The organism is Burkholderiales bacterium (assembly GCA_035560005.1).
GTDB lineage: Bacteria > Pseudomonadota > Gammaproteobacteria > Burkholderiales > Eutrophovitaceae > DASRFY01.
The window spans coordinates 1-12,398 of record DATMAN010000011.1 but is presented as its reverse complement, the minus strand read 5'-3'; the positions used below and the strand labels follow the sequence as shown (position 1 = coordinate 12,398).

The 12,398-nt window shown below is 66.7% G+C and carries 9 protein-coding genes; 4 read left to right on the top strand and 5 right to left on the bottom strand.

What is annotated here, in order from left to right; genetic code table 11:
* Positions 1 to 171: 171 nt before the first annotated feature.
* The 4 genes from VNM24_01185 to mnmH form a co-directional block, all read right to left on the bottom strand.
* Positions 172 to 1,596, bottom strand: coding sequence for a PhoH family protein (locus VNM24_01185; protein ID HWQ37213.1), 1,425 nt, complete (start codon positions 1,594 to 1,596; stop codon positions 172 to 174).
* 103 nt (positions 1,597 to 1,699) lie between these two features.
* Positions 1,700 to 2,167, bottom strand: coding sequence for a peroxiredoxin (locus VNM24_01180; protein ID HWQ37212.1), 468 nt, complete (start codon positions 2,165 to 2,167; stop codon positions 1,700 to 1,702).
* Between the two features lie 75 nt (positions 2,168 to 2,242).
* A complete protein-coding gene (locus tag VNM24_01175) occupies positions 2,243 to 3,145 on the bottom strand; it encodes a polysaccharide deacetylase family protein (protein ID HWQ37211.1) in 903 nt (300 codons plus the stop codon).
* 110 nt (positions 3,146 to 3,255) lie between these two features.
* Positions 3,256 to 4,329 (bottom strand): tRNA 2-selenouridine(34) synthase MnmH, encoded by a 1,074-nt coding sequence (gene mnmH, locus VNM24_01170; GenBank protein HWQ37210.1) that lies wholly within the window; start codon positions 4,327 to 4,329, stop codon positions 3,256 to 3,258.
* Positions 4,330 to 4,404: 75 nt separating this feature from the next.
* On the opposite strand from mnmH, the gene selD reads away from it, so the two are divergent.
* Positions 4,405 to 5,442 (top strand): selenide, water dikinase SelD, encoded by a 1,038-nt coding sequence (gene selD, locus VNM24_01165; protein ID HWQ37209.1) that lies wholly within the window; start codon positions 4,405 to 4,407, stop codon positions 5,440 to 5,442.
* A 16-nt stretch (positions 5,443 to 5,458) separates the two neighbouring features.
* On the opposite strand, the gene VNM24_01160 is transcribed toward selD, so the two are convergent.
* Positions 5,459 to 6,073, bottom strand: a complete 615-nt coding sequence (locus VNM24_01160) for an arylesterase (GenBank protein HWQ37208.1) — start codon at positions 6,071 to 6,073, stop codon at positions 5,459 to 5,461.
* On the opposite strand from VNM24_01160, the gene VNM24_01155 reads away from it, so the two are divergent.
* The 3 genes from VNM24_01155 to typA all read left to right on the top strand — a co-directional run bounded on the left by VNM24_01155 (position 6,072) and on the right by typA (position 11,323).
* On the top strand, positions 6,072 to 6,767 hold the full coding sequence (locus VNM24_01155) for an ATP-binding cassette domain-containing protein (GenBank protein HWQ37207.1): 696 nt from the start codon (positions 6,072 to 6,074) through the stop codon (positions 6,765 to 6,767). The genes VNM24_01160 and VNM24_01155 overlap by 2 nt on opposite strands.
* Positions 6,754 to 9,273: an FtsX-like permease family protein gene (locus VNM24_01150; protein HWQ37206.1), complete on the top strand. Its 2,520-nt coding sequence runs from the start codon at positions 6,754 to 6,756 to the stop codon at positions 9,271 to 9,273. Before VNM24_01155 ends, VNM24_01150 begins: the two co-directional genes overlap by 14 nt.
* A 232-nt stretch (positions 9,274 to 9,505) precedes the next feature.
* Positions 9,506 to 11,323: a translational GTPase TypA gene (gene typA, locus VNM24_01145; GenBank protein HWQ37205.1), complete on the top strand. Its 1,818-nt coding sequence runs from the start codon at positions 9,506 to 9,508 to the stop codon at positions 11,321 to 11,323.
* The last annotated feature ends 1,075 nt before the right edge of the window (positions 11,324 to 12,398 follow it).

The window sequence follows — 12,398 nt, the reverse complement described above, 5'->3', positions numbered from 1 at the left end:
TGGCGAGTGTAACCCCTTGTTAATGCAGGGCGCAACCCTTGCGGAGGCGAAGCGAGAGGAAATAAGTATGCAAGGTCGGAGGAAACCAGAAGAGTCGGAGCGAAATTCGAGGTGGCGCGTGCAATGGGCTCGCCCGTTGCCGGGTTCCCCTCACCCGCTCAGGCTTCGCCTCTACAGCACTTCAGCCGCGTGATCGGCGAGCCGCGAGCGCTCCCCGCGCAGCAGCGTCACGTGACCGGAATGACTCCAGCCTTTGAAGCGGTCCACTACATAGGTGAGCCCGGAGCTGCCTTCGGTCAGGTAAGGTGTGTCGATCTGGGAGATGTTGCCCAGGCAGACCACTTTCGTTCCGGGCCCGGCGCGGGTGATGAGGGTTTTCATCTGCTTGGGCGTCAGGTTCTGCGCCTCGTCGATGATCAGGAATTTCTGGATGAAGGTGCGCCCGCGCATGAAGTTGAGCGACTTGACCTTGATGCGCGAGCGGATCAGATCGCGGGTGGCGGCACGGCCCCATTCGCCGGCTTCGTCGTCGGTCTTGTTGAGCACGTCGAGATTGTCTTCCAGCGCGCCCATCCACGGCGTCATCTTCTCCTCCTCGGTGCCCGGCAAAAATCCGATGTCTTCGCCCACCGGCACCGTCACCCGCGTCATGATGATCTCGGAGTAGATCTTGTCCTCCAGGGTCTGGGTCAGCCCGGCGGCGAGCGTCAGCAGCGTCTTGCCGGTGCCCGCCTGGCCGAGCAAGGTCACGAAATCCACCTCGGGGTTCATCAGCAGATTGAGCGCGAAATTCTGCTCGCGGTTGCGCGCGACGATACCCCAGACGCTGTTCTTATGGTGACTGTAATCGCGGATGGTGGCCAGGATCGCGGTCTTCCCGGTCACTTCCCTGACTTGCGCGTAGAACGGTTTGTCGCTCTCCTGGTAGACGAACTCGTTGACCAGGAGGCTCGTGCAAAGCGGGCCGCGCACCCGATAGAACGTCCGTCCCGCCTGCTGCCAGGATTCCATCTCCTTGCCGTGTTTCTCCCAGAAATCTTCCGGTAGCTGGCGCACGCCGGTATAGAGCAGGTCGGTGTCTTCCAGTACCTTGTCGTTGTAGTAATCCTCCGCCGCGAGCCCCAGCGCACGCGCCTTGATGCGCATGTTGATGTCCTTGCTGACCAGGATGACATCGCGCTTCTGCTGGGTTTCCTGCAGATGCTTGACCACGCCGATGATCTGGTTGTCGGCCTTGCCCGAAGCCAGCGTGGCCGGCAGATCGCCGTCGATTGCCTCGGTCTGCAGGAACAGCCGTCCGCCGGCTTCCTTCGGCCCGGCATTGGCCAGCGGAATCCCCTCGGAGATATGTTCGCGCGCGGTGCTCACGATCGAGTCGAGGAAGCGGCTCGCCTGGCGGGCGTTGCGCGAGACTTCCGACATTCCCTTCTTGTTCGCGTCCAGTTCCTCCAGCGTCGCCATCGGGATGTAGATATCGTGCTCCTCGAACCTGAACAGGCTCGTGGGGTCGTGCATCAGCACGTTGGTGTCGAGCACGAACAGCTTGGGGCGGGGCGACAGCTTGGTGACGACGGATACCGGTTTGCGCTGGATCATCTGCTATACGCTCCGGCCGAAGGGCGGCAAGTGGAAAATGCGAGGAAGTTCGAAGACCGGCCTGCTCCGCGGGCTCATCCGGACTTCTTGCTGCAAGTGTGGATCAAAGGGACCTGACGAATTCCAGTACCTCCTGGGCGTGGCCGGGCACTTTCACGCCGCGCCATTCCTTGCGTACTACGCCGTCGGCGTCGATGACGAAGGTGCTGCGCTCGATCCCGCGTACCTTCTTGCCATACATGTTCTTCATCTTGATGACGCCGAACATCTGGCAGGCCTTCTCCTGCTCGTCCGACAGCAGGTCGAAGGGAAAGCTCATCTTGGCCTTGAAGCGTTCATGGGAGCGCATGTCGTCGCGCGAAACGCCGTAGACCGCGCATCGCAGCTTCTGGAATTCGGGGTAGAGGTCGCGGAACTGCTGGCCCTCGCTGGTGCAGCCCGGCGTGTCGTCCTTGGGATAGAAGTAGAGCACGAGCGGCTTGCCGCGCTCGGCCGCGAGGCGGAACGTCCTGTTTCCCGTGGCGGGAAGCTCGAAATCCGGGACCTTCAGGTTGACGAGCGACGGTTCCATCTTCCGCCCGCATTGTGAGCACAAAGGCGAAGCGCACGCAAGCGCCCGCGCGGATCCACGCCGCGCGACGCGGCCTCAGGCCAGAAATTCGACACTTTGCACCGCCACCGGACCGAAGCGCGGCGCCACTTCCTCGCGCCCGACGACATGGCGCGGCAGGTCTCCGGCCGGGAGTCCTTCCACATAGCGGCGCAGCGAGCCGACCTCGTAGCCCTGTCCTCGCCATTTCCGCAGCAGCTCCTCGAAGGCCGGCGCCAGCGAAATGCCCTCCAGATCGGCGCGGGCCGCGTAGACGTGACCGGTGGGCGGCGGGCGCTCGGTCAGCGCGGCCAGGCGCTCGACCGCATCCGCCAGCGGCATTTGCGCGTTGAGTTCTTCCAGCGTCGGCAGCGTGACCGGAATCTGCGGGCAGGCGACGATCTCCGCCTGCCACACCGGCACGAACGGACCGCGACCTCGGGTGTCGGACGCGAAGTCGAACCCCAGGCGCTGCGTGAGCCGCAGCCAATGCCGGTTGACCTGCCAGCCGGCCGCCCCGACGACTCTGGGTGGCTCCCCGAACACCGATTCGAACCGTTCGCGCGCCCGCTCCAGTTGCCGCTGAGTCCAGCGCGCATCGGCCCGTGCGGCGCGCCTGCGCCAGGCCACATGGTCGTGCGCCAGGACGCCGACTTCGAAGCCCGCGTCGCGCACCGTGCGCATGCCCTGCGCGCGCTCTCCGGAAAGATCGATCGGAGGCAGAAGGGGCCCGCTGAGCAGTGTGCCGAGCCCATAGCGACGCACTGCGGCGAACGGCCGCCAGCGGCCGTCGATGCGCGTGCCCAGCATGCGCAGCGCCTGCCATCCGGAGCGATCCGGGCCGAGTGCGAACAGGAAGGTGGCATCCGCTCCGAACGCCTTGAGCATTTCCATGAGGCGCGGGACCCCGCGCTTGAGCGCCCGGGCAGTGCTGACTTCGATCCTGAGGCCGAGTTTCACGCGCTGCTCCGACTACAGCAAGAGCGAGACACCAAGACACGAAAGTGCGAAGAAAGACAGCGGCCGCGTGACCACATCCCGCTCGTTCGACCTCTGTCCGGCCATCCCCGTCAGAGCGCCTCGTGGGCCGCATGTGCCACTGGAGTGCCGAGCAGCGCGGCCGCGGCGGCCCCGTACTCTTCGGGACTGCCGGCGGCGATCCGCACGACGCGTGCCTGCGCCAGCCTGGGATAGTGCGCGAGGGTGGACCTGCGATAGGCCGGGTCGTAATGGTCGCTCAGCACTTCGGCGAGAAAGGCCGGCCAGTTCCCGGAGGCCGCCAGCGCTTTCCACCGGGCGATGCGTTCGCGTCCGTGAAGCGCGGTCAGGCAATCGAGCTTCGCGTTCAAGGCATCGAGGTCGCGGGTGAAGTGGGCGTATTCGCGCAGTAGCAGCGCGACGCGCGCCCGTGACGAAGCCTCGACCAGGACGCAGTCCGCGGTCCACATGCGCGCAAGCAGGCTCTCCGGCACGCGCAGATCGCCGATCTTCCTGCTCTCCGCCTCGACGAAGACCGGCCGCTGCGGATCGAGCCGCGACAGTTCGTGCCAGACGCGGCTCTCGAACATCTTCTGCGAGGGTTGCGGCTGGCCGGGAATGTCGCCGAGCACCGAGCCGCGATGCTCCGCGAGCCGCTCGAGATCCAGCACTTGCGCGCCGGCTGCGCGCAACGCGCGCAGCAGCGCGCTCTTGCCGGACCCCGTCGGCCCGCACACCACGCGCAACGACAGCGTCGCGGCCAGGCGCTCGGTCTCGGCCACCACGTGGCGCCTGTAGGCCTTGTAGCCGCCGGCGAGCCGCCGGGCGTCCCAGCCGATCTGGCGCAGCACGATGGTCATCGCGGCGCTGCGCTGGCCGCCGCGCCAGCAGTAGATCAGCGGCCGCCAGCTCTTCGGCCGCTCGACGAAGCGTTCCTCGACGTGGCGCGCGATATTGCGTGCAACCAGGGCCGCACCGATCTTCTTCGCCTTGAACGGGGACTCCCGGACGTACATCGTGCCGATGCGCGCGCGTTCCGCGTCATCGAGCACCGGACAGTTGATGGCGGCGGGCACGTGATCCAGCGCGAACTCGGCGGGCGAGCGCACGTCCACGATCTCGTCAAACTCCTGAAGCTGTGCTACGGTTGCGAGGTCCTGAGTCATTTCGTTGCCGCGCTGCTGTCGCGCACGCCCAAGTCTACTGCTTCTTTTTGACGGCCGCCCGGCCGTTCGTGTTTCGTGACGATCAGACTGACTGAATACGCCCATGGCGGCGGCTGCGGCTGCAAGATCGCGCCCGCCCTGCTGTCGCAGATGCTCGCCGGCTTGCCGCTCGGCGGGCGCTTCCCCGACCTGCTCGTCGGCGCCGAATCCGCGGACGACGCGGCGGTCTACCGGCTGAACGATTCCCAGGCACTCATCGCCACCACCGACTTCTTCATGCCCGTGGTGGACGATGCCTACGACTTCGGCCGGATCGCCGCCACCAACGCCTTGTCCGACGTGTACGCGATGGGCGGCACGCCGATTCTGGCGCTGGCGATCGTGGGCATGCCGGTCACCAAGCTGCCGGTGGAAACGATCCGGCAGATCCTGGCCGGTGGCGAGTCGGTATGCCGGGCGATCGGCATCCCGGTTGCGGGAGGGCATTCCATCGACGCTCCGGAGCCGATCTACGGACTGGTCGCGCTCGGCCTGGCGCATCCTGACCGGATCAAGCGCAACGACCGCGGTCGCGCCGGCGACCGTCTCATCCTCGGCAAGCCGCTCGGCATCGGCGTGCTCTCGGCCGCACTGAAGAAAGGCAAGCTGGACGAGCGCGGCTACAACGAAATGCTCGCCAGCACCACGCAACTGAATACGGTCGGCGCGCTGCTCGCCGCGCTGGACGAGGTACACGCGATGACCGACGTGACGGGCTTCGGGCTGCTCGGCCATCTGCTCGAAATCTGCCGCGGCTCGAAGGTCGCGGCGCGGGTTACCCTCGAGGCGCTTCCCGTCCTGCCATCGGCGCTGCCGCTGGCGCAGGCTGGATTCTTCACCGGCGCCTCCACCCGCAACTGGGACAGCTACGGCGCCGAGGTCGATTTGCCGCCGGAGCTGCCCGTCTGGCAGAAGAACCTTCTGACCGATCCGCAGACCAGCGGCGGGCTGCTGGTCGCCTGCGCGCCCTCTGCCGCACAGGCCGTGCTGCGCCTCTTCCAGGAAAGCGGCTTCATCGGGGCGCGCGACATCGGCGTGCTCGAAAACGGCGCGCCGCGCGTCGCGGTTCGCTGAGAGCGCTGCGCGCGGATCAGCCGGACCTGAGGAGCAGTGGCTGCAGCACCGGCCAGACGTTGTCCAGCATCAACGCCTGCGCTTCCGCTTTCGGATGTATGCCGTCGTGCTGAAACAGGCTGCGCTTCTCGGCGAAGCCATCGAGCAGGAAGGGAACCAGCGCCACGCCCTGCTGTCTAGCCACTTCGGCAAACACCGCCTGGAAACCTTCCGTGTACTCGCGGCCGTAGTTCGGGGGCAGGCGCATGCCGATGAGTACCACCTTGGTGCCGTTGCGTTTGGAAGCCGTCACGATCGCGCTCAGATGGCGGCGGATGTCGGGAATCCTGGCCCCGCGCAGCCCGTCGTTCGCGCCGAGCTGCAGCAACAGGATGTCGGGCTCGTGGCGGCGCAGAATGCTCGCGATGCGGTTCTTGCCGCCCACGGTGGTCTCGCCGCTGATGCTGGCGTTGACGACTTTGTAATCGTAGCCTTCGGCGGCCAGGCGCTTTTCGAGCAGCGTGACCCAGCCGCTTCGCTGCGGCAGGCCATAGCCGGAGGACAGGCTGTCGCCGAAGACCAGAATGGTGCGCGCCGCCTGTGCGGGCGCCGCGGCGAGAAGCAAGGACAGGAAGAAAGTTCTGATCAGCATGAATCGCCGTGATCTGCCGTCAATTGTGCGGGCGTCGGGTCTGACCAAGCAAGTCTCCACCGGCTCCTACACGCTCACCATCCTGGAAGACGTCGCGCTCGAAGTCGCCACGGGGGAAGCGGTCGCGATCCTGGGCGCGTCCGGATCGGGCAAGACCACGCTGCTCGCACTGCTCGCCGGACTGGATGTTCCCACCCGCGGGCAGGTATTCATCGATGGCACCGATTTGTTCGCGCTGGACGAGGATGGACGGGCGGGCTTGCGCCGCGATCGGGTGGGTTTCGTGTTCCAGTCGTTCCAGCTCCTGCCCGCGTTGACCGCCCTCGAGAATGTCATGCTGCCGCTGGAGCTGGCAGGGCGTTCTGGCGCGCGCCGGCGGGCGGAGGAAGTGCTGCGCCGCGTGGGGCTCGGATCGCGCCTCGGCCATTATCCGCGACAGCTCTCCGGGGGAGAACAACAGCGCGTGGCGATCGCGCGGGCGTTCGCGACCGAGCCGCAACTGGTGTTCGCCGACGAGCCGACCGGCAATCTGGACGCGGCCACCGGCGAAGAGATCATTTCACTCATGTTCGAGCTCAACCGCGAAAGGCGGACCACGCTGCTGTTGGTGACGCACGACGGGCGGATCGCCGAGCGTTGTCCGCGCCGGCTGCGGCTGGTGGCGGGTAGGATCGAATCCGATGTCCGCGTCTGAAGGGCTCGGCCTGCGCGGCACGGTGCAGCTCGCGGCGCACCTGCTCGCGCGGGACTGGCGCGCCGGCGAACTGCGCGTTCTGGCATCGGCCCTCATCGTCGCCGTGGCCAGCCTGACCACCGTGGCGTTTTTCGCCGACCGGGTGGGGCGGGCCATCTCGCGCGAGGCCAACCAGTTGCTCGGCGCGGACCTGGTCGTGGTCTCCGATCGCCCCCTCGAGGCGCGGCTGGAGGCCGAAGCGCAGCGCCTGGGATTGAAGAGCACGCGCGCGGTGCGCTTTCCGAGCATGGTGCGCTCCGGGTCTTTGACGCTGCTTGCCGAGGTTCGGGCGGTGGCGCCCGGCTATCCGCTGCGCGGCCGCCTGTTGATTCGCACTGCGCAAGAAGGCCCGGTTTTCGCGCCTGGCCGCATTCCCGAACCGGGCACCGTCTGGGCGGACGAGCGCCTGCTGCGCCGGCTCGATCTGCGCATTGGCGAGCGTCTGGAACTCGGCGAGCGCACTCTGGTGGTCGCCGCGCAGGTGAGCGAGGAGCCGGAATCGAGCGCCGGTTTCCTCAACCTGGCACCGCGGCTCATGTTCAACGAGACCGACCTGGAATCCACCGGTCTCATCACCGTGGGCAGCCGCGTGTCGTATCGCCTGTTCGTGGCCGGCGAGGACCAGAACGTCGAGCGCTTCCGGCGATTCGCCGAGAGCGCGGTTGGTCCCGGGCAGCGCGTGGAGGACATTCGCGATGCGCGCCCCGAGATCCGCTCCGCCCTGGAACGCGCCCAGCGCTTTCTCGGATTGTCCGCGCTGCTGACCGTGATCCTGGCCGGCGTGGCGGTGGCGCTCGCCGCGCGCCGCCATCTGCAGCGTCATCTCGACGCCTGCGCCATGATGCGCTGCCTCGGCGCGACGCAGGGTCTGATCCTGCGGTTGCACGTGCTGCAGTTCGCCCTCGCGGGCTCGGTCGCGGCGGCCCTCGGCTGCGCGGCGGGGTATCTCTGCCAGCACGCGCTGGCCGGTTTTCTGGCGCCGCTGGTCGCGGTTTCGCTGCCGCCCGCCGGCTGGCTGCCGGTCGCGCAAGGCTTCGGCGCCGGGTTCGTGCTGCTGCTCGGCTTCGCGCTGCCGCCGCTGATCGCCCTGAAAAGCGTGCCGACGTTGCGCGTTCTGCGCCGCGATCTGGGCGTGCCCGATACGCTGGGCTGGTCGGCGCATGTGCTCGGCGCTTCGGCGATGGCGGGCCTGATCCTGTGGCAGGCGCAGGATCTGACGCTGGGCTCTTACGTGCTCGGCGGCGTGGCGGGCACCATGATCGTATCCGCGCTCATCACCATCGGGGCGATCTTCCTGATGCAGCGCGCGGCCTCCGGTGCCGGATTCTCCTGGCGTTTCGGGCTGGCCAACCTGCGCCGGCGCATCTTCGGAAGCGTCATCCAGGTCATCGCGCTCGGGCTCGGACTGATGGCCTTGATCCTGCTCACCCTGGTGCGCTCCGATCTGCTGGCGAGCTGGCAGAAGAGCCTGCCTGCGGATGCGCCCAACCGCTTCCTGGTGAACATCCAGCCCGATCAGGTCGAGGCGATCCACCGCTTCTTTGCGCGGCACGCGTTCGCGCCGCCGAAGCTCTATCCGATGGTGCGCGGGCGGCTGATCGAGATCAACGACCGGCCGGTCTCCTCGCGCGACTACGTCGACGAGCGCGCGCGGCGGCTGGTCGATCGCGAATTCAATCTGTCGTGGACCGATCGCATGCAGGCCGACAACGTCATCGTCGCCGGCCGCTGGTTCGGCGTGCAGGACCACGGCCGGCCGATCGTGTCGGTCGAGGAAGGCATCGCGCAGACGCTCGGGATCAAGCTCGGAGACCGGCTGAGCTACGACGTGGCGGGAACCCGGCTCGATGTCGAAGTGACTTCCCTGCGCAAGGTCGAGTGGGATTCGTTCCGTGTGAACTTCTTCGTCGTCGCCCCGCCGGGCGTGCTGGAGGACTATCCGGCGAGCTGGGTGACGAGCTTTCACCTGGCGCCGGAACGCTCGGTGCTGATGGACGAGCTGGTACGCGAGTTTCCGAATCTGCTGGTGATCGACGTCGCCGCGATCCTGGGCCAGGTGCAGCGCATGATGGACCATGTGGTGCGCGCCGTGGAGTTCGTATTCCTGTTCAGCCTGGCGGCGGGGCTGCTGGTACTGCTCGCGGCGGTGGGCGCGACCCATGACGAGCGGCGCTTCGACGCAGCGGTGATGCGCGCGCTGGGTGCCGCCGCACGCCAGTTGCGTGCGGTGCAGGTAGCCGAGTTCGTCTTCATCGGCGCCCTGGCCGGTCTGCTCGCCGCGCTGGGCGCGACCGCGATCGGCTGGGTGCTGGCGCGCGAAGTGCTGAACGTGCCGTTTACCGTGAACCCGACGGTTTGGATCGCCGGGCTGCTCACCGGCGCCGCGGGCGTGACGCTGGCCGGCGTACTGGGCACCGCGAAAGTGCTGCGAACGCCGCCGATGCAGGTGTTTCGGGCCGGCGCCTGATCATCGCGTCAAACACGCCACCCGGACGGCGAGGGCACCGGAAACCCGGCGAGAAAATCCGGTCGGCCACGAAGGCACCAGGCGCCGGGATAACTCGATCGATGATGGCTTTGCTTTGCGGTTCATGGCGGCGTTGTGCCGTGGTGGTGAAAGTTCCGTGTCCTTCATTTGTGTCTCGGTTCGAAAGGGTCTTGTGCTAGACTGCGCGGCCTTTTTGCCCCGGTAGAGCACCATGCGTCAGGACGTCCGCAACATCGCCATCATCGCCCATGTCGATCATGGCAAGACCACGCTGGTCGACAAGCTGCTGCACCAGGCGGGTACCTTCGCTGCGCACCAGCACGTCGCCGAGCGGGTGATGGATTCCAACGCGCTGGAGCGCGAGCGGGGGATCACGATCCTGGCCAAGAACACCGCGATCGATTACGCCGGCGTGCACATCAACATCGTCGACACGCCGGGCCATGCCGATTTCGGCGGCGAGGTGGAGCGTTCGCTTTCCATGGTGGACGGCGTGCTGCTGCTGGTCGATGCCGTGGAAGGACCGATGCCGCAGACCCGCTTCGTCACGCGCAAGGCGCTCAGCCTCGGGCTGAAGCCGATCGTCGTGGTGAACAAGATCGACCGTGCCGGCGCGCGGCCGGACTGGGTGGTGAACCATACCTTCGATCTGTTCGACAAGCTGGGCGCGACCGAGGCGCAGCTCGACTTCCCGGTGGTGTACGCCTCGGCGCTCAACGGCACCGCGACGCTGGAGCCGGGCCGGCCGGGTAGCGACCTGCGGCCGTTGTTCGACACCATTCTGAGGCATGTGCCGGCGCCGCAGGGCACCGCGGGGCCGCTGCAACTGCAGATATCCGCGCTCGACCATTCCAGCTACGTGGGGCGCATGGGCATCGGGCGCATCGCGCGCGGGCGCATCGAGCCCGGGCAGGAAGTCGCCGTGCTCACGCGCACGGGCGCACCCCGCAAGGCGAAGATCAATCAGGTGATGGGCTTTCGCGGCCTGGAGCGCGTCGCGTTGCACGAAGCTCGAGCCGGCGACATCGTGCTCATTACGGGCATCGACGAGCTGGCGATCGGCTGCACGATCACCGACCCGCAGACCCCGGAAGCGCTGCCCTGGCGCGGCGTGGACGAGCCCACGCTCACGATGAACTTCCAGGTCAACACGTCGCCGCTCGCGGGACAGGAAGGCAGGTACGTCACCAGCCGGCAGGTTCGCGAACGGCTGCACAAGGAGCTGCTGACCAATGTCGCCCTGCGCGTCGAGGAGACGCCGGACAGCGACGTATTTCTGGTGTCGGGGCGGGGCGAGCTGCATCTTTCCATCCTGCTGGAAAACATGCGCCGCGAAGGCTACGAGCTGGCCGTGTCGCGCCCGCGCGTGGTACTGCGCGAGATCGACGGTGTCAAGTGCGAGCCGTTCGAAATGCTCACCGTCGACATCGAAGAGGAAAGCCAGGGCGCCGTGATGGAGGCGCTCGGGAGCCGGCGCGGCGAGCTGCTGGACATGCAGCAGGACGGGCGCGGGCGGGTACGGCTCGACTACCGGATTCCGGCGCGCGGACTGATCGGCTTTCAGTCGGAGTTCATGACGCTGACCCGTGGCACCGGAATCATGAGCCATGTGTTCGATGAGTACGCGCCGGTGAGATCCGAGGTCGTGGAGCGGCCAAACGGGGCGCTCGTCTCCGCCGAAGACGGCGAGGCGGTGGCCTATGCGTTGTGGAAGCTGCAGGAGCGCGGCAGGCTGTTCGTCAGTCCCGGCGAGCGGCTCTACGAGGGCATGGTCATCGGCGTCCACTCCCGCGACAACGATCTGGTGGTCAACCCGGTGCGCACCAAGCAGCTCACCAATATTCGCGCCGCGGGCAAGGACGACGCGATCCTGCTCACTCCGCCGATCCGGCTCACCCTCGAGACCGCGATCGAGTTCATCGCCGACGACGAGCTGGTCGAGATCACGCCCAGGTCGATCCGCATCCGCAAGCGCCACCTCAAGGAGCACGAGCGCAAACGCGCTGCTCGCCAGGAAGAAGCGGCTTGATCCGGGGATCCAAGAGGGGGTGAAAGCAAAGGGCCGCAGCGCGCGCTGAGAGCTTGCGGCGACCGCCCGCCCCGCTCTTGGAGGCGCTCCGCAACCCCGGCCGCAGTACCGTGGCCTGAGTACCCGGTTGACCCGCGCTCCTTCGTCTCGCCGCGTCGCTACTCGAAGCACCGAGATTCTCGGACTATGAGGCATATCCGGTGGTGTTCTTGTACTGGCATGCCCTCGAGCTTTCGTTGAAGCACATCATTTACGGGGCAATCAAACTAGCCGGGTTCCGACGCATCACAAGGGTAAGGGATCAGGCCTTGAAACATCACCTTTCTGCGCTATGCTGGAGCCATGGCCCGCCCGCTTCGTCTGGAGTTTCCGGGCGCCCTCTACCACCTCACCGCCCAACGCTCGGCTGGCCATCGACCTCGATGAGGCGGACCGGGAGACATTTCTGGCCGTCTTGGCGCAGGTCATCAAGTGCTTCAACCGGCTCTGCCGCGCCTATTGCCTGTTAGGCGCTCGGGGCAATCGGACATGAGTATCGGGCGATTGGGGAAGGTGGCTGCGATCTACTTCGCCGTGGTGTTTGGAGTCGGGTTCGCCCTCGGTCCGATTCGCGTCCTGTGGCTCGAACCCCGCCTGGGTCTTCGTGCAGCGGAACTCGTGGAAGCTCCATTCATGCTTGTGGCGATCATCGTGGCCGGGCGATGGGTGGGCCGTAGGCTATGTTCCTCGCACAGCCCGACGTTCCGGCTCAGCGTCGGTCTGCTCGCGGCCGGCCTGGTGCTTGCGGCCGATGTGGGGGTAGGAGTCGGCCTTCGAGATATGTCGGTGACTGAGGTGTTCACAGTCCGGGACCCCGTATCCGGGTCTGTGTACTACGCTCTTGTCGCGTTAACCGCGGTTGCCCCATGGCTGCTCGGCTTGGCTCCTGCGCATCGCACCCATGGAGAGCGCACCTGACCAGCGCATCAACACAGACCGCAAGCTTCCCCCGAATTGGTTCACACCGACATTTCAAGCGGCCAGCGTTGTGCTGGGTCTCGCTGTGGCGTCGTTGGGTTTTGACCTCACTCTTCTG

Coding starts and splice junctions, on each gene's coding strand:
- VNM24_01185 (HWQ37213.1), bottom strand. CDS start 1,596: ATGATCCAGCGCAAACCGGTATCCGTCGTCACCAAGCTGTCGCCCCGC.
- VNM24_01180 (HWQ37212.1), bottom strand. CDS start 2,167: ATGGAACCGTCGCTCGTCAACCTGAAGGTCCCGGATTTCGAGCTTCCC.
- mnmH (HWQ37210.1), bottom strand. CDS start 4,329: ATGACTCAGGACCTCGCAACCGTAGCACAGCTTCAGGAGTTTGACGAG.
- VNM24_01155 (HWQ37207.1), top strand. CDS start 6,072: ATGAATCGCCGTGATCTGCCGTCAATTGTGCGGGCGTCGGGTCTGACC.
- VNM24_01160 (HWQ37208.1), bottom strand. CDS start 6,073: ATGCTGATCAGAACTTTCTTCCTGTCCTTGCTTCTCGCCGCGGCGCCC.
- VNM24_01150 (HWQ37206.1), top strand. CDS start 6,754: ATGTCCGCGTCTGAAGGGCTCGGCCTGCGCGGCACGGTGCAGCTCGCG.
- typA (HWQ37205.1), top strand. CDS start 9,506: ATGCGTCAGGACGTCCGCAACATCGCCATCATCGCCCATGTCGATCAT.